1 protein-coding gene (running past both ends of the window) is annotated in these 18,790 nt (G+C 67.0%); it reads left to right on the forward strand.

This entire window lies inside a single protein-coding gene on the forward strand: locus ACZ7KI_RS32295, encoding a scabin-related ADP-ribosyltransferase (RefSeq protein ID WP_470276815.1). The 54,207-nt coding sequence extends 23,543 nt beyond the window's left edge and 11,874 nt beyond its right edge, so the window shows coding positions 23,544-42,333 (codon 7,848, partial, through codon 14,111, complete); the first codon wholly inside the window starts at window position 2. Both codon boundaries (start and stop) fall beyond the window edges.

Consider the following 18,790-nt stretch of genomic DNA (forward strand, 5'->3'; position numbering starts at 1 on the left):
GGCGATCGGCGGGATCGTTGTCGGGCTGGAGCACGCGGGCCAGCACACGAGCAAATTGTCCCGTTCGGTCGCGGTGAAGGACAAGCTGGAGATCACCGGGCCGACCCGCCCCTACTCGGTCGTCTACGAGCCGCAGGTGCGGATGCTGGGCGGGGATTGGCGACCTCTGCGGGGCGCCGTCACCGGCCGCCTGCGCCGGTCGGCGAATCAGCACGACGGTGTGGGCACGGATCTCGCGGCCCAGCCCATCGAGTTCAAAGAGGGCGACAAGAGGGAGTATTTCGCGCACTCGGAGGGGCAGCCGGGACCCGTCGCCGACAGGGCGGAGTACTTCTCCGAGGCGGGCACCGCCGAGTGGTTCTACGACACGGTGGCGCCGCTGCTGCGAGAGATACCGCTCCGGAGGCGGTGGTATCCGGGCAGGCGTCGGTTCCTCCGCGCGTTCGACGATCCGTCGTTCAAGGGTGGCCTGTCCCCGAACATCGCCGGCCTGGTCGGACGGGACAACGAGCTGCGCGACAGGTTGTCCGAGGAAGAGCTGCTGCGGAAGCTCTTCGCTTCCCCCGAGTACCGCTTCGCAATCAAGAAGACCGGCATCATGCACAGCTACCAGTACCACATCAAGTTCCACCGTGAGTCCGGTGAGGTGCGCGACGGCCCGCCCGTCACCGCCGATGAGATCAACCGCCTGCTGCGGCTCAAGGACACCGTGGAGTCCGTGCAACGGAGCGGCACGGGGACCACCTTCTCTCTCGGACTCCAGAGCAGGTTCTATTTCACGTGGGTCGTACCCGCCTACCTGCTCATCGGCCCCCACTGGGAGCGAAATGTCACCGAGGCACAGGAGTTCCCCCGGGTGTCCGGCATGAACGCCGATCGTCGGCTGGCCGCCTTCCTGAAGGACGGCAAGCCAGACCGGTACGACATGCGTGTTTTCGAGCAGGACCACGAGGTCACGTTCGAGGTGCGCGCCTTGCGGAAGCCGAACGCCGGTCTCCGCAAGTTGTTCCCCGGCTGGCCGGGGAAGCACGTCCCGGCGTGGCAGGAGATCACGGCGGGCATGGACCCGAGTCTGCGGAAAAAGACGGTCACGGTGGGTTCCCTGATTCCGGAGCACCTCACTGTCCGCGAGCGCCCGGCGCTCGAGAAACCCGCCGAGCAGAGGTCCGAGACGCTCGCCGTCGTGCCGGCCGCGCTGACGCCGGGCGCAGGACACGAACTCGACCTGGTGCAGATCACGAAGTTCACCGGCGCGGAGCAGGTGCGGGCCATGCTCCTGGAACTGTTCGAAACGCTGAGCAAGAACGATCCGATCGTGGCTTTCGAACTGGGGAGGATCCGGCAGGTCGTGACCGACGAGCTTTCCCGGGACCGTTTGACGAACGATCCGAACCTGTTCACGCGGGTCAAGACGATCACCGGTGCGACGCACAAACGCCGTCAGGACATCCAGGAGTTCTCCGGCGATCTGTCGTTCAAGCCGGCGAAGGTGCTGCGCTGGAGTGCCGGGTCAGCAGAGGTCCAGCAGCTCACCGTGGAGCAGAAGCACGGCAGCGGTACCAAGACGGAGCGGACGTGGGGCAACGTCTGGAGGCCACTGCAGATCGCGGCCGTGTTCAGGGCGATCGGGAAGGGCGCCTCGACGCACGGGGGCGCCGGAGAGGCACCGGCGGGCACGCACATCAACCCCTTCGGCACGACGGTCGTCACCGTCTCCCCGTTCACGTTCGGCGGCGGCAAGGCGGGGGCCGACGGCTCGAACGGCAGCGAGCAGGTGTCGGTCGCGGGGCTGCCCGAGCCGCGGTTCCACGTCCTGCTGGAGGTCGAGGTAACCGGTGTGGCGCGGCGTGAGCGCACCAAGCCCTGGACCTTCGGCTTGACCCAGCCCCAGCTGACCAGGGCCGCGGGCCGCCGCACGGTCCAGGTGGAGGCGTCGCTGACCCGCGGACAGCTGCTCGCCTTGCTGACCGAAGAGCAGCGGGCGGCCGTCCGAACGGGACCGGGAAGATGGGGTCTCGCCTCCGGAGCCGATTTCGACGAGCTGCTCCCGGCGATGGGCGAACAGGAAGCCACACTTCCCGTTCCGCCGCGCCTCATCCTGCCCACGCCCGCTTCCCTGGCGGACGGTGGCGCGGAGAGGCCGTCGCTCGGCCTCGGCTGGATCGGGGACCGCGTGGACGCGAAGGTCGTCAATCTGCTGCGCAGCCAGCTGGAGGCTTCGCTCGGTAAGGAGAAGGCGCACCGGCTGCTCCCGCTCGATTCCGTGGTGAAGGGCAACCACAACCAGCGCAAGGTCACCCAGCTTCTGTCCGCGCTGAACCGGTCGGGCAAGAGCGTCCTCAACGGCGGTGACCACGAGCCGATCCGGCTCACGGACCGGCTGAGCGGCGAAACCTACGACGTGGTCGTGAGGGGTGACCTGACCGGCGCCGTTTTCGAGGGCTTCGAACACCACGGACCGATCAAGAACGAGCGCAAGGCACAGCTGGAGCGCAAGCCCGCCAGGGTCATGCACCGGACGTTGCTGAACCTGTTCTTGGCCACCCGGTGGGGACCGCGGATCAGCCACCGGGACGCGCACGAACCGGGCGGGCCGTCTTCCACGAGCGGCCGGAACCCGAAGGTCGTGGCCTCCGGCTTCGGAGGTGGCGGGCCGGGCCAGTTCGGGAACCGGGCTCGAAAGAAGGTATATCCCCACGTCGTGGAACACGAAGAGATCGCCAAGACCTCCGGTGTGGTCGCGTCCTACGGCGGGCAGCTCGACCTGCGGATCCAGATCGTCCGGCACGGCAAGGAATACGCTGCGGTCCGGGATGCGCGCCGGATCTCGGTCAAGCAACATCCCACGGAGTCCTACCCGCCGCCCGAACAGGACCGTCTCGGCCAGGTCGACAAGCGCGCCAAGACCGTCGTGCACCGTGGCTGGAGCCGGGAGCGGCTGGACGAATGGCGTGGGGCGAGCGAAGCCGGTGGGCCCGTGCTGTCGTTGCCGGACGACGGCAGTTCGTGGACGGAGCGCCTGTTCGCCGATGTGGACGGGCTGAAGCGGTCGGCGATCGAGGTGCTGACGTCCGTCTGGGGCGAAAAGGCGATCACCCCGGCCGTGCGGCGGGCGATCGACAAGGGATTCGACCCGGTGAGACTGGAGCCGCTGCTGAAGGCGAGCTCGGACGCCGGGATACCGATCGAGATCCCCGGTATGCACCTCGAACTGCACACGCGCACCCTCCGCGGCAGGTTCGCGAGCCTGGCACGGATCGAAGTCAGCAGGACTACCAACACCAAGGACAGCGCCGAGTCCGAGGTGACGACCGGGAACCGCATCGAGCTGAACCGGCCCGGGTTCAACGCCTACGGCGGGACCCTGCACCCGGCGGGCGCGGACACCCGTGCCGAAGGCAGGCACTACTTCGGCAGCAACATCGGCAACACCGTCAACGACAACAAGGCGATCCGTGCACCGGAGGAATCGACGCTCACCCAGTCCGGCGTGCGGCGGGACGACCGGTCGAAGGCGCCGATGTCCAAGGAAACGGTGGGCGAGAAGGAAGAACTCTCCCAGGCCCGGCTCGTGGACATCGGCTGGGCGCTGGCCGCGGCGAAGACGGACGGCAGCAGGAAGCCCCGGCCCGACAAGATCGACGTGTGGCGGCTGCCGACCGTCACGGACGCGGCCAGCGTCCGGATCCGCAACGACGTCGCCGAGGAGCTCACCGGGCAACAGCTGCCCGATTCCCTCAAGGACGCCGCGAAGGACCTGCACGAGAAGAACGAGAAGTGGACCGCCGCGGTCGAGGCGCGCAAGGGCGCCGAGGAAGCGCTGCGTGCCGCCGCGGGGGAGGCGTTGAACGCCGCACCGAAGGCGGAACGGGAAGCCTGGTCGGCGGAGCTGCGTAGGGAACGCGAGGCGGCCCAGGCGTTCCACGACGCCCTGCGGCACCACGCCACCGAGACCGTCAAACAGTACGAGCGGGCCCGGGAAGACGGCGTGTACGCCGCGATCGATCGGACGACCGCCGAGATCGAGAAGCTGGAGAAGGAAGCAGCGCGGATCGAGCAGCGGATCGAGGCTGCCGGGCGCGCGGCGGACAGCCTGCACAAGCGCGGTGGCTTGACCATGCGTGAAGCACTCGACCAGATCGGCGAGCCGCGGCTTCGCGCCGAGGGCAGCGCGGTCGCCGCCCGGCGCCGCCGGGCCGATCGTCAGCTGGTCAAGCTCGGCGTCGAACGTTCCCTCGTCGAGCAGACGCCGCTGGAGGGGCACACTCCACTGCGTCGCAGGCAACTGGACGAACTGCGGCGGCTGCGCGCCGAATTCGACGCGAGTTCGCGACGGCTGGCGGAGAGCGAACGTGCCGAGTCCGAGACGAAGAGGCACCTGCTCGACGTCGTCTCGGAGCGGGTGCGGTCGGGTGCGACCACCGAGGCGCGGGAAGTCGAATGGCGCCACGCCGAAGAACTCGCGAACGAATACCGTGCCGAGCACGACCGCCTGCACACGCGTCTTGTCGAGGCAGAGCGCCGAGTGGACGAGCTTCGCGGGCGGATGGCCGCCGAGCCGTCCCTCTCGGCGGAGGCCGTCGCGAGCGTCCGGGAGTACGTCGGTACCGAGCGCTGGGAGCGGGCCCTCGGCTCCGCCGAGGCGAAGGCCGTCAACCCCGATCAGTGGCGGGACCGGGCGCGGCGGTTGCTGAACCTGACCGACCTGCGTCCGCGTGGCGGGGCACGGCCAGTCACCGGCAAGGCGGCCGTGCAGCGAGCCAGGCTGCTGACCGAAACGATGGTCGACGTACTCGCCCATCAGTTGGCGCGAGACGCGATGGCCGCGAAGTACTCCGTGGTGGAGAGCCCGGCGGCACGGCTCGGGGCCATTCTGCGTGAGCGGTACCAGGAGCGGCTCGACACCGTTGCCTTCCACGACAGCGTGTCGATGATGAAGTTCTATGACGCCCACGACGGCCAGGACCGTCTGTTCACCGAGGCGAGGTCGCGGCTCGAACGGCTGAGCGCGGACAGCTGGCACGCGTTCCGGACGGCACGGGCGGCGGCGCGGGAGCTGCTCGGCGACGAATTCCTCGGCCAGGCGCGTGACGAAGCCGAAGAGCGCTTGCTGCAGGACATGGTGAACGTCGTCGCGCACCGGATCGAGCACCCGGACGCTACAGGTGAGGCCGCTGACCTGGCCCGGCAGCTGAAGGAGGAATTCGACCGGCTGCGCCGCGAGGCCGCCGCGGCGGTCGAAAGCCGGCGTGCGCGGCAGAACGACGAGCTGGCCGCGGCGGTCGGCCACCAGGCGGAGCAACGACGACGGGTCGAGTCGAAGCAGCCGGACCTGTTGCGCGCGGAGCAGCGGGAAGCCGTCGCCAGGGAGGCTGTTCTCGCCGGAGTGCTCGACGGCTCGCTCGCACCGGGTGTCGAACTGCCCGGAAAAACGCACTGGATCCTCGCCGAGACCACGCTGGCCGGGTTCCGTGCGGAGCACGAGGCCGGATACGGCCGGTTGATCGCCGCACCGGCGGAGCCGCGTGGCCCGCCCGAGACGATCGCGGAGGAAGAGGAGGGCCAGGACAGCCGGAGCACGAAACGTCCGTCGGGTGGCCGGGTGCGGAGCGCCGACGACGTGCAGCCGGGTATGCGGCTGCGCGGCACCTACGCCGGGCTGCGTGGCGTCAACCCGGAGTATTCCGTGCGGGAGATGTCGGAGACCGCCGAGCAGCCCAACACGACCTCGAACGAGGGCAGCGTGCCTCGGGAGCCCGCCGGCGAATCGCCGCCGGCTGACCAGCCGGAAACACTGCCGTCCACGTCGCCGAGTTCGGCGGAATCCGGCTCCGGCGAGTCTCCAGCGGAGGGTGAAGGCAGCGGTGGCGATGTTCCGCCTGTCGATGCGCCGCGCCGGGCCGACGACACGGCGGAGGCCGCGCGTAGGGCCGCCGACGAGGTGGCGGCGGCAAGCGCCCGCTTGACGACGGGTGAGTCCTGGGTCGCCCGCCGAACCACGGAGCACTACAACGTTGATGTCACCTACCCGGTCAGGGTGACCGAGGGCGCGAGTGCCGTCGCCGATGCCAGGTACGCCGAGGCCCAGCAGCGGGTGACGGACGCACAACGGCACCGGGACGAGGTCCAGGCCCGTCGGGACACACTGGCCGGACAGCACAGTGACGCGGTCGGCCAGTTGGACGCGGCCGAACGCGACGCCGAAGACCAGCAGGCGACGACGCGGCTGGCCCGCGCGGCGGATGCGCAGCTCGCCGACGCGACGAGGGCGCTTGCCACGGCCAAGCATGACCTGGAGACGGAGCGCGCCACCGCCGAGTTGGCCCGGCTGTCCGCGGAGGCGCTGACCCAGGCACACGCCGACGCCAGGAACGCGCTCGAAAGGGCGAACGCGGCGCGCAAGGGCACTAGCGACGCACACAAGCGGGTGAAGAAGGTCGAGGAGTCGTTGCACGATGTCGCCGACCGGGCGGCACAGGTGCGGGACCGGCTCGACGAGGAAACGCGGCGCGTGCACACCGCGCAGGGGGTACTGGACCTGCTCGAAGGCCGACGGACAGAGGCCGAGGATGCGGTGTCGGCGCGTGACGGCGAACTGCGGCGCCCGCGAAACGACCTCGCCGAGGACATCAGGAGGGCAGGCGCCGATGTCGCGCACGCCCTGCGGCAACTGGAGTCTTCGGCGGCCGAACTGCAGCGGATCCGGGACGAGGCAGCGACGCTCGAACGGGAAGGGGAGTCGGCACTCCACGCCGCCCGTGCGGAGAAGAGCCGGTTCGACAGTGCCTTGGCCGACGCTCGCGCGGCCAAGGAAAAGGTCGCCGGGGAGCAGGCTCTTCTCTACCTGTCGCGGCTGCCCGCGAACCCCGGCAACGAGATGCTGCGGATCGAGAAGGTGGGTGCGCGGGTACACCTCGTCGACGAGTTGACGAAGGAGACGGGCCTGCCGAGGGAAGCGGTGGCCGGCAGGGTGGACGAGCTCTTCAAGCCCGACACCGGCCACGGCGGGAACTACACCGAACTCCAGAAGGTGATCGACAGGGGTGTCCTGGAGATCGGGGATGTCACGGTCGACCTCTCCGTCGAGCTGTACCGGCCGTCCCTTGACACTCGGCACACGGGGGCCGACTACGCGCGCACGGAGTTCACGGAAGGGACGAGCGAGTCGCGCACCGAATCGGCGGTGACGACGGTGCCGCTGCGCATTCCACTGCTGATCGTGTCCGGCACCGAACTGGCGGGTTCGGTAGTGCGGTCGGGTCCCACGATCGGCGCGACGCTGATCCGGTCAAAGGTCTTCACGTCGTCGAGTTCGCTCAGCGCCACGCGTGGCTCCCAGTCGCTCTACTGGGGTCTGGAGAACACCACGAACCTGCCGGTGACCATGGATCTGGTGTTCGCGAAACGTGGCGGGACCGGGGAGCGGCGCCGCGCGGAGCTGGACGTCGGGCTGCGGGTTTCGCTGCTCGACCCGGCCAGCAACCGGACGGCGTTCCTGCCGGAGGCCGCGTCCACCAAGCTCGGGGCGCCGCTGGAACGGCCCCGCGTGCCGCCGGCGCTGCGCGAACTGTTCGAGGGTGCCCCGGACGCGGGCAAGATCGCCGACGCGTTCCGGGCTCCGTTGCTGAGCCGGGATGGGGCCACCAGCGACTTGCTGGTGGACGGACAACCGGTCGGCCAGGCCACCCCGATAGGTCAGGCGAGGATCACCTTCCATCACCTGACCAGGACGGTCGAGACCCAGTCGACCGGACGCGGTACGTCGGCGAAGCTGTCCAAGGGCAGCGGGGTCGAACTCGGCTTCGGGCTCGGCTACGGAGACACGACGAACGAGGGCTGGGTCGCCGGTGGCATCGCCGAGGTAGGCGTTCGCCGTACGAACGGGACGGGAAAGTCCTACGACTACTCGTTTTCCCAGGCCGCGGGAGCGCGGACCCCGGTCTACCGGATCGACAGAAAGATGGATGTCCGTGTTCCGCGCGAGGACGGCACGCTCGGTCTGCCGACTACCGAGGAGGTGTCGACCTTCGTCGAGGTTCCGGTGTGGAAGGCGCGGGAGCTGGGCCTGCCGCTGCCGGACGGCCTGGACACCGAGCGGGAGCATCCGGCGGTGGGCGACCAGTACTTCCCCGGCAAGGAGGACATCAAGTGGGTGGATCACGAGGAGATCGTCAAGGCACTGACCGAGGAGATCGGCGGGATCAGCGGGCTCAGTGACCGGGGCCGGGCCGCGATCGGGGACATGTTCCGCGATCAGCGGACCGCGCGCGACACACTGCTCAATGCCAGGAACGGCGCCACGGTGTCGTGGGCGGAAGGCGACCACTTCCACTGGATCGACTTCTACGTCGAATCGGTGGCGCCGGGCAAGACAAAGCCGTCCGGGGACTACGTCTGGTCGGCGACGTCGGGCAAGAGCGCGGGGCAGCCACGCGAGACCGTGGCGACCCGGTCCGCGTCCGTCGGCGCGACCGTGGGATATCGCCCCGTTGCGAACGACTCGCCGATTCCGGACGCGCCGGAGGGCGGGAACCCCGAGCCCCACCAGGGCGGCCCCACGAGTTCCCTCAACGCGCCGGGGATCACGGCGAACCTGGTCACGGCCCAGTTCAGTTCCGTCGCGAAGTCGGGCCACACCGCCAACACCTCGAAGACCATGGAGTACGACTCCGAGCTCCGGGATTACCGCGCCGGGGTGAAGATCTACGCCGTCCACCGGACGACGCCCCGGCCGCGTTTCCTGCGGCGGCTCTTCTTCGGCGGGCGGATGCTGTTCGGCCCGCGCGCCGACGAGCGGATGTCCGGGCCGCCGTCGGACGCGCTGAACGAGGCGGTCTCCCGTGGTATGGCGGTCGAGGGCGTCACGATGCACCAGATCGACGACGCGTACCAGGCGGTCAAGGCGTCCGACTCGCTGGACTGGTCTTCCAAGCCGCTACCGCGCAGCGAGATGGCGCCCCGGATCTACCTCGGTGACCCGCCTCCGGTGCCCGGAGGGCGCGGTTCCGGCCCGATTCCCCACCGGCTCTTCGGCAAGTACGCGACTCCCGAGGGCGTGCGCAACGGCCCGAACGCCATCCAGGCCATGCGGATCGCCTTCGCCAAGCGGGTCGAGCGGGTCTCCGGGGCGGTGCACGACGCGACCCGGCGCAACGACACACGTGGCCGTACGCCCCTCGGTAGCGGGAACTGGCCGTCCTACGGCACGGGAAGGCTCACCGAGCAGCGGGAGACCCCCGAGGGCGGCACCGTCTCGGCGGACTACGAGGTCAAGTACTCCCCGTTATCGCTTCCGGGGACGACAACGGGCGACGCACTCCAGAACCACCTCTCCGACGCCGTCGTCATAGGCAAGGCCGCCTCGACGTTGAAGGCCGAACTGGACGATCCCACGGAACCGGATCTCGGTGGCCGCATATTCGATCTGAGGGGACGGCTGATCACCCGCACGGAGCTGCTCAACCTGCGGCCGGTGCCCGGCAGCGCCCGGATCGACGGCATGACGAAATCCGGCGCGGGCGGGGAGAACGTCGTGGAGCTCGGCAAGATCCGGTCGTTCGGAACCGGTCTCCAGGGGCGGTTGCACGCCTTCTGGCGGCGCTTGACCGCCACCGGCGCGGACGCGTCGCTGGCGGTCGACATTGGCGCGGCATACCGGTGGGAGCGGGTGAAGTCCACCGGTATCGGTGCCGAGCACCGCTTCGACCTCGGGGGGCCGTCAGTATTCATAGTCGCCGACGTGCGCTACACCCACGAGACGAAGATGAGTGTTCGCAACGGGCTCTTCAGCCGGTTTCTCCGATCGGACTACGACCCGATCAAGGTCACTGTCGACCAGCCGAACGGGTTGGTCGTGCATATGCCGGTCCAGCACGCGATCGACCTGTTCACCGAAGTCGACCTGCCGGTGCCCCCGGAATGGAACGCGTTGCTGCCGGTTCCCGCGAGTGCGCGCGTTCCCGCCCAGACCCTGTTGCTCACGAAGGAGAACGCCTACGCGTCCTACGGTGAGACCGCGGTCTCCGACTCGAAGCTGCTGGAGTTCCACAACCTCGAGCGCAGGATGACCGAACTGCGGCTGGACGACGAATGGAAGGAGGCCGTCCGCACCGAGTTGACCTCGAAGCTGGACACCCTGGCCGGACACGAATGGCTGCGGGCGGCCCTGCCCGGCGCGCAGAGTCGTGGTGCGCTGACGCAGGTGCCGAAACCGGGGATATTGGCCGATGAAGTCGTCGAGATCCACGTGCGGGCGGATCCGGTCGAAGGGCCCGTCGAGCAGTCGCCGCTCCGCTCTCTGCCGCCGGACCGGTTTGTCACCACAAAACAGGTCACGCGGACCGACACGAAGTCGACAGGCTGGTCGGCGAGGTTTCAGGCCCAGGCATTCGCGGGCGCCCGCAACTCCGAGACCACACCGACAGTGCCGGGGCCGCGGGACGAGAACGGGGAGACCCCGCCCGCACAGCCGGGCGCCGGGCACGGCCAGATCGCGCCGGGGTTCTCCGGGCCCGGCCTGGCGACCGGGCGGCACAAGTCGGAAGGCACCAGCGACACCCAGCGGACCATCCACGCCAACTACAGCGCCGGCGAGCAGAAGAGGCTGGTCCGGTACCAGATCACCATCACCCGCCACCGGATCAAGACGCCCGTTGGCGAGGTCGTACCGCTCGACACGACGGAGCGGGCCTCCCAATGGCTCAGGGGCGACAACCGCGATGCGACACCGGTCGAGGCTTTCGGCCAGGTCACGTTGACCGCCGCCGACGAAACCGAGGCGCATCGTCTCGAAAAGCAGGAAACTCCGGTGTCCATCGAGGTGCTGGAGGCCATGCCGGAGAACAAGCCGTCCTTCCGGTGGGACGAAGGATTCGCGCCGGGCGAACTCGGCGCCGACGTGGCCTTCGCACTGCACGCCGCTGTGTTCGCGCAGCTGTCGGACAATCCGCTGGGCGTGGGAACGCACACACTGGCCGAGGCGGAAGAGGCAGCCCAAGCGGTCTCGGAGTTCACCAGGCCGGGCAGTCAGGCGAGGCTCAACGCGCACAACGCGGCCTCGGGACCAGGCCTGTCCAACGGCAGCCACGCCATGCTCACCGGCAACGGCGTCGAGATGAACATCCAGGGCGGCGGACACCTCGGGCACACGGGCCTGGCCGACCTGACCTTCGTCGCGGCCTTCGAGACCGTCGACGGGAACAACCGACCCGACCTCCGCCCGGTGGGCGGGTCGCCCAAGCGGGGGAAACCCGAACTGCGCCAGGAACGGGACGTCGAGGGAGACGAACCCGACAGGTCGAAGGGCAAGTCCAGGTCGGAGTCCAGCGGACCCTCGGCCGGGACCACCGGTGGCAACACCTACGACACCGGCGGGCCCAGTCCCACGGGCGTGTACGTGAGTCCTCCCGTCGGCGCGGACGTCAGCCTCAGTGTCGGCGAAAGCGACTCGACGAGCAGCCAGCACGGCACCGGTAAGAAGTACATGGGCCGCTCCTACGAGTTTCTCGTACCCAAGATGACCTTCTTCGTGAAGGTGCGCCGGTACGGAACGAACGTCACCGAGGGCCTGACCACCTGGGTGAAGGACAAGGTGCGCGGGCGCGAGCACCTCACGGAGAGCGTGGTCAAGGTCAGTGCCGACAACGCCATGTACGTCCGGGTCTGGGAGCAGACCGCCCTGGACAAGCGCCTGATGACGATCAAAAAGGTGTGGGACTGGGAGGGCAAGCTCCCCGGCGACGACAAGTCCTACGCCGTGCGGGATTACGAGCACGGTGCGAGCTTCGGCCCGAAGGACCCCGTCCTAACCGGCAGGCGCGCACCGGATCCACCCGATCACCTGCCACCCGGCCGCACTGTGCGGATCGAGGCGGGCACGGATCTCGCTTGGGTACTCGAGTTCGTCGGCGGGCTGCCCTCCGACATGCGGCCCTGGGCGTACACCACGAGCCCGGACCTGGACTACACCGCCGCTGGCGTCGAGAACGCGGTCCGCGGACTCCCCGAGCCCACACCGGATCCCGGGGGCGGCGTGCGGTACGCCCTCGACGGGGCGATCGCCGATGTCGACGGTGAGAGCACGGGCCTGTTGAGCCGTGAGGTGGCGGAGGCACTGCCGCCCGAACTGATCGAGGACTGGAGGGAGGTGCGAAAGGAGTTGGACGTCCGCACGGTGCCGGCGGACGTCCTCGGCCCGATCACCCGCCAGGCGGACCGGATCGTGGCGGAGAACCCGCACACCCCGGCCGTCCCGAACCCGTTGCCTCCAGAAGAGCGGCACCTGCGCGGAATACACAACGTCCTCACCACGATCGTCGCCGCGAAACTGCTCAAGGACCTGGGGCCGGACGGCTCCGGACGACAGCGTTTCCTGTGGGCGGACGCGACCCGGCGGGGGACCGAGCTGGCGACCAGGCTTGGCAAGAGCATCAACGACGACGCCCTCAGGCCCGCCGCCGACCGGCTGCCTCCTATCGAGGCGGAACCGGCCGAGTCGACGCCGCGGCGCAGCCTTTCGGACCCGTCGGACACATCCGGGGAACCGGCCTTCGGCGAGGACGCGAACAGCATCGCGCTTCAGGAACTGACCAGGACGGCCGATCCTGCCGGGACCACCCGGGGCGTTCAGTTGGATGCTTCATCGGGGACGCTGGTTGATTCGGTTCCGTTGGAGAATGTGGTTGGTGAGCGGCGGGTTGAGTTGGCGGATGTGCGCCATACGAAGTTTGAGTCGGCGGATGGGTCTGTGGAGATCGTGGCGTTTTTGACGCCTGGTGAGCTGAAGATTGTCGAGTCGTGGTTTAAGCGTGGGTTGGGGTCGGGGTCGAGTGCGCGGGACACGTCCTTCGTGGTGCTGCATCACGATAACGATGGGTTCTCAGTTACGAAGGTGGCTGATGATACGACGTTGCGGATTAGTGCGGCTGATCTGTTGCGCTTGAGGGACAGTGTGGTTTTCCCGGATAGTGAGGGGTCGCGGCGGCAGCGGTCCGAGGTGCGGGTTGTGTCGTGTCGTGTGGATGATCCGGATTCGCGTGATTCGTTGGGTGAGCTTCGGGATCTGTTGGAAACCTCGCGTTCGGTGAGTGGTTCGAAGGGTTTGGTCAAGCTCTTTGATGATGGTTCGGTTTGGTATGAGAAGCCGGAGGATGCGGGGCTTCTGGGTGATGGTGTGCGTGTGCGTGGAGCTGGGGAACTGGAGGATCCGTCTGTTCGGTCGGTGACGCTCCAGGGTGACGGTGAGGATGCAGTGCCGCCAGGCAAGCGGCAGCGTGTTTCCCGTGCGGAGGCCGATGCGGGGAGTAGTCCCAACGTCACGCTCAAACAGTGGAGCATCGAAGAACTCGCGGCCGATCAGGGTTTCCAAAACCTCGCGAGAGCTACTCTCAAACGATTTAGATACACCGAGGGCGGTAGTGAAGAATTAAAGGCGATATCGAATGATGGTCTTTTCAAGAATGCGCTCGAAGAACTCGCGGTCGCGCAAAATCGGGAGAAGCCGAATTACCGTACTGCTCGTTTCGCGATGGCTCAGCTTGTTGGCCGGCGTGACGTAAACTGGGAGGAGGTGCTGCGGGAAAAGTATGCGGACATCGTGAGCGGGTTGGAGAATTGGCCTGGTCCGAATGGGCCCAAGGATGGTGAGAATCTTGAGGCCAAGCTGTACGATCTGACGAAGGAGAATAGAGAATTTCAAAAAGATTTCCCCATTCTCGGTAGGGCACGGAGGCGGGCGATTGCTCGGGTCTGGGCGCTGAGTGATTCGAACGTAAAGTTTTTTAGCGCGACGCAGCTGGCGTCCTGGAGTGCGGAGTTCGTTTCCAGGAAAACCATTAACAATTGGAGGACGGTTGCCCATCTTTTAGATGATCCTTGGGATGCTGAAAGACTGGCAACTGATCCGGACTTCAGTCAACACGTGAAGAGTGCGCGTCTGAGGAGTATTTACACGCCTGGGAAGGATATCGACACGGATGCGGTGAAAGACGATGATCACTTCAGTGAATACCTCGAAAAGTTCAAGGGACAGGACTGGAAAGGCTCAATAGATACGGTTATTGACCGTGCAATAGATAGGATTACGGCAGACAATAAGGTGACGTCGGCTACTATTCAGAAGGCCAGGGCGGATTGGCTTCGGAGTAAATACCCGCAGGTTGTGGAGCAGATCGAGTCGTGGGCGGGCTCGCACAGGACCAACGGCGACGGGTTCTCGCTCAGGGAGAGTTTGGAAAATCTGTGGGGGCCGCAGAATTCTGTCCTAAGGAGGGATTTCCCGCTCCCGGTCGAGGGTAAGAAGAGAAATCACGAATTGTCGGCGTTGGTTCGTATCTGGGTGCAAGCCGGACTGGGCAAGCATAGTCACGCAAAGTTGGAGAAGTGGTCCGGCGGCCTGGTCTCCAGGCATACGATCCACAATTGGCGTGCGGAGTTTGATGGTTTTCAGATGTTGGAGTCGTCGGTGGTTCCGTCGATGCCGGCGCTGGTTCGGTTGGGGTGGGCTTCGGCGTGGGAGGTGGTGGACGGTGCGAAGGAGTCGAGCGAGCTAGAGTCGGCGATTCACGATGCTAAGGCGATTCACGATGCTGAGGCGAAGGCCAGGGAGATTCTCGCGGATCAGTCTGCCCTGATTCCGGTTGACCCGGTTCTGGCCGAGCGGGATAATTCGCGGGATGTAGTGCAGGATGTAGTGCAGAATGTGGGCCGGGGTGCCGTTCTGCGCACGATGGTAATGGCGGAGTTGCTCACGAGGCGGCGTGACGGGATCGCCGAAGAGCAGGTAGTCGCGATGGCTTCCGAGTTGGCGGGAATTCTGGTCACTGCGGTTCGTTGGCAGGAATTGAGTCGTGTTTCCGGTGCTCAGGGAACCGATTCGGAGGGTGGCGTGCGGAGCGCTTTGGGATCTCCTGATGGTGGTCCCAGTTTCACGCGCGAATTTTCGGTTGATCGGGTTTTGCGTGATCAGTTGTTGTCCTGGTTGTCGGAGCATGTGGGGGAGCAGTGGGATACTGCCGTGCGTGTGTTGGGCAATGCGGGGGCGCGGGCGGACGACCTGGAGCTTCACCGTCAGGCGGAGGAAATTCTCACCGCGCATTATCGGACGCAGTCGCTGGACGGCGAGCTTTCTCGGGGGCAGAGGTGGTTCGCGGACCGGGATCTCGCATTCTGGATGATCGTGCAGGCGGAGTTGATCAGGAGGCGGGACGCGGGTTTTTCCGAGGAGCAGGCGAGGGCGGCTGCCGCGGCGATCGCTGAAGGCTTGTTGGAGACGGTTCGTAGTACTCCGCTGCCCGAAGGTGTTAATGCTCTGGATGATCCGAATTTTAGTTTTCCGGAAGAGGACGACGGCCAAATCATCGATTTTGATGATTTGGATCTGAGCTCTGCTGATAAAGCTGACGGGGGAAGTGCGAGGGCGGCCGGGTCTGACAACCAAGGGGTCTCTGACGCGGGCGGCAACATATATGACGCGACGCCGCCACCGGAGGAGGTTCCAAGGCCGTCGAGCGCCGCGGTTGCGGACGAGCTGCGGACGCCGTCGAGTGGGGACGGCGTGCCGATGTGGCAGGACAGCCCCGGCGTACCGGATTCCCCCGCCGGGGTGGCGTGGCCGGACGGCTCCGAGGTACCGGATTCCCCCGTCGTCGGGATGGAAGGGTGGGATCGTTTTGCTGTGACGCCGCCGCCGACGGACGGCGCCCGGTTGGGTGGTTCTTCGGGAACGGTGGGTGATCCGGTACCGCTGGAGTATGTGGTCCGCGGAGATCAGCCGATTGCTCCGGCAACGGTAAGGCCGACGGATGTGGTTGCTCGAACGACCGCCCGAGGTGCGGTCAGTTACGCGACGTTCAGGTCCGCGCCCGGTCAGGGGTTCCCGGTCACGTCGTCGCCGAGCGACGGCAGCTCCGCCTCGCTCGCTTCGAATCCCGGGCCAGGCAGTGGACTCGGGCTTGGTCTCGGCTTCGGTCCCGGACTGGGTATCAGCCCCGGGCCGACCGGCTGGGGCAGCCACTCCTCGCGACCGAGTACCAGTGGCTCGTCGTCGATTCCGTCCCCGACCGGCGCGCCGCCTTTGTCGTATCTCGCGGCGGACTCGATCCTCGATCGCACACACACGTTCCACGTCGACGACTCCGGGACGCTACTGAGCGATCCGGCCCAGCTGAAGGAACTGGCGGATGCGCTGGACTCGTCGGTCCAGTCGCAGCGGGCCGCCGGGTTGCCCGTGCCGCGGGTCGAGGTCGCCGGTCGGCATTCGGATGTCATCGCCGCTCAGCTCCTGCACAAGCTGGTTGGCGACGATCCTTCGAAGGCGCTGCCGGAGATTGAGGTCGTATCGGCACCCGTGGTTGGGGTTACCGTCGAACCCGTGGTTGGGGTTACCGTCGACGTGTCCGTTCCGGTCCAGCCTCCGGGTTCGGTGCATGCCGAGAGTGAAGCCAACGCGGGCGGGATCAGCTTCGACTCGGGTTCGGATTTGGACAGGGGCTACTGGGATTTTCTGCACGCGGCCATGCCGCCGGACAACGATCAGCCAAAGTCGTTTTATGTCTACGCCTTCTTCCAGGAGGGCAAGTTCCTGGTCAACGGCACGCTGATCGACGCGGCTACGCTGGCCAGGCATGTCCGGAATTCGCCATTGTTCCAGCGGATTGACCGGACAGTGCCGGTGCGGCTGGTGGGCGCGGATCTTACGGACCCGGACGCGTCGTTGGAGGCGGGGAAGGCGTTCGCGGCGGAGCTTCGGGGCACAGGGGAGTACCGGTCGGTGACCGCGGCGACGACTCCGCTGGAGCTTGATGACGATGGTTATGCCGTACCGGCGGATTCGGGGACGTTCGAGCTGGTGTCGGAGATCCGGCCGGATGACGTGTCCTGGTTGAGCTTCCGGGACGTGGAGGGCCGGGAGGCCGGCATGGGCTTCGCCTCCGAGCGGCTCCTTGCCACCCAAGCGAAGGGAAGGCTTGGCCTGCTCTCCGACTACAGCACGCGTGCCCTCTTCGAGCATTACAGCGACGCTGCTGGCGTTGAGTACTCCGACCAGTCCGTCCAAAAGTGGGCTTCGGCGACGGACGGGGGCCGGAGGCGCCCCGTCTGGCTCCTGACCGAGGGGGAGTCCGGTCAGCTTCACGTCCCGTTGTCCGATGGCAGCACGTGGTCGCTCTCCCCGGAGCGGACGACTGATCTGGCATTCAGGTCGATGGCGTTCCAGCGGTTGACGGATGGCCCCGTCCGCCCGCCGTTGCTCGTGTTCTCCTACGACGCGACCTTCCCGATGAACCAGACGAGTGGAGCCAACGCGAGGATGCTGGAAAGGCTGCGTGCCCTGGCCGGGCCGTGGCTGACCTGGGACTACACCGGCCCGTACGAGTTCATGAAGGACGGCATCATGGCCGTTCCCCAAGGCTCGGTGATCGAGGAAGGCCCACCGCCGTCGCTCGCGGACGTCGCGCACGTGTCGTCAGGTTCGGTGTTCGCGTTCCCGGTGGCTGGTGGGTTCCGGGATCCTGCGGCGGAGACATCGGTAGCGACCGATTTCGCCGCCGCGGTGGACAACGGCACCGCGGGTCTGAAGCTACCGGAGGAGGTAAAGCAGCAGCCGCTGGTTGTTTCGGTGGATTCTCCGGACGGGACCTACGCTCGGATCGGGATCGGGTCCGGCGCTGTGCTCGAAGTGGACGGGAGGCAGCTCGGGCGGATGATGCTTGCCGATCGGAAGTTCCGGCCGGAGCTGAAGGCGGGCCGGCCGGTGGTGCTGGTGGCCCGTGACGGTGGTACCAGGGTGAACTTCGGTGGTCTTGGGTTCGATTTCGCTGGAGCGTTGCGGGCCGAGGATTTCTTCCAGGACGTCTACGCGCCGGACGGCATGGCCAACCTCGAATCGGACCAGATCGAACTCGGCAGCGAGGTGACCCTCAGGCGCGTCTCGGAGCTACGAGCCGGCGACGTGGACGTGAGCGTGTTGTACAACAAAGACGGCGATGCCGTCGCGTTGTTCGTCCGCTATATAGGTGACGCCCACCACCTCCTGGAGGCGGCGAAGTGGGCCAGGGAGGCGTCGCCGGACAAGCTCAAGACCTACTTGCTGAGCGACGGCAAGAAAGAGCGAACCGTGCCCTCTCCGTGGGGCGACCACCTGCCCGGATTCGTCTTCACCGGTAAGGGCTCGGGTGGTGGTTACCCGGCTAAGCGGACGGACGGAACGTCGCTGCCGCTCAGCCCGGACGAGCTGGGCGTGATCCTGCGCGCCCATCCGGATCTGCGGTCCATCATGGGCAGTGGCGGAAAGGACGCGAAGCGCCTCGTCCACCTGGGCTTCGGCGGGGGGACCACGGAACAGGGTGAGTTCGCGCAGTCGATGCTGCGGGGTGGCTACTCGCGGTCGATGTACTTTTCGGATGGCAGTGTCGAGCCGACTTCGGGCGGCGGGATCACCGTGTCTGGCAAGGGATTCACGTCCCTGCCGCCGCTGTCCCCAGAGTCAGGCGACATCATCACCTTCGCCATGGCCAACGCCGCCCTCGGCCGTTACGGGCAGTTCTTTCCCCTCACGCCGACCGACATGCAGGATATGTTCCTGGCGGCGCATTTCGATTCCGCCGTGCGGCAGCAGTACTACCTCCGCAAGTACACCACGCGGGACGCCACTGGGGCGATGGTCGAGCGAATCGGGCCGGTCCTGTCGCCGTGGGCCGGACACGCCGTCCCGCCGTGGTTCTTCGACGGGCACGGGTCCGAACACGGGTTCTCGCTCGGACTGAAAACCGACCGGCCACTGCATTTCGGCGAC

This window comes from Amycolatopsis sp. NPDC039088, from assembly GCF_055598845.1.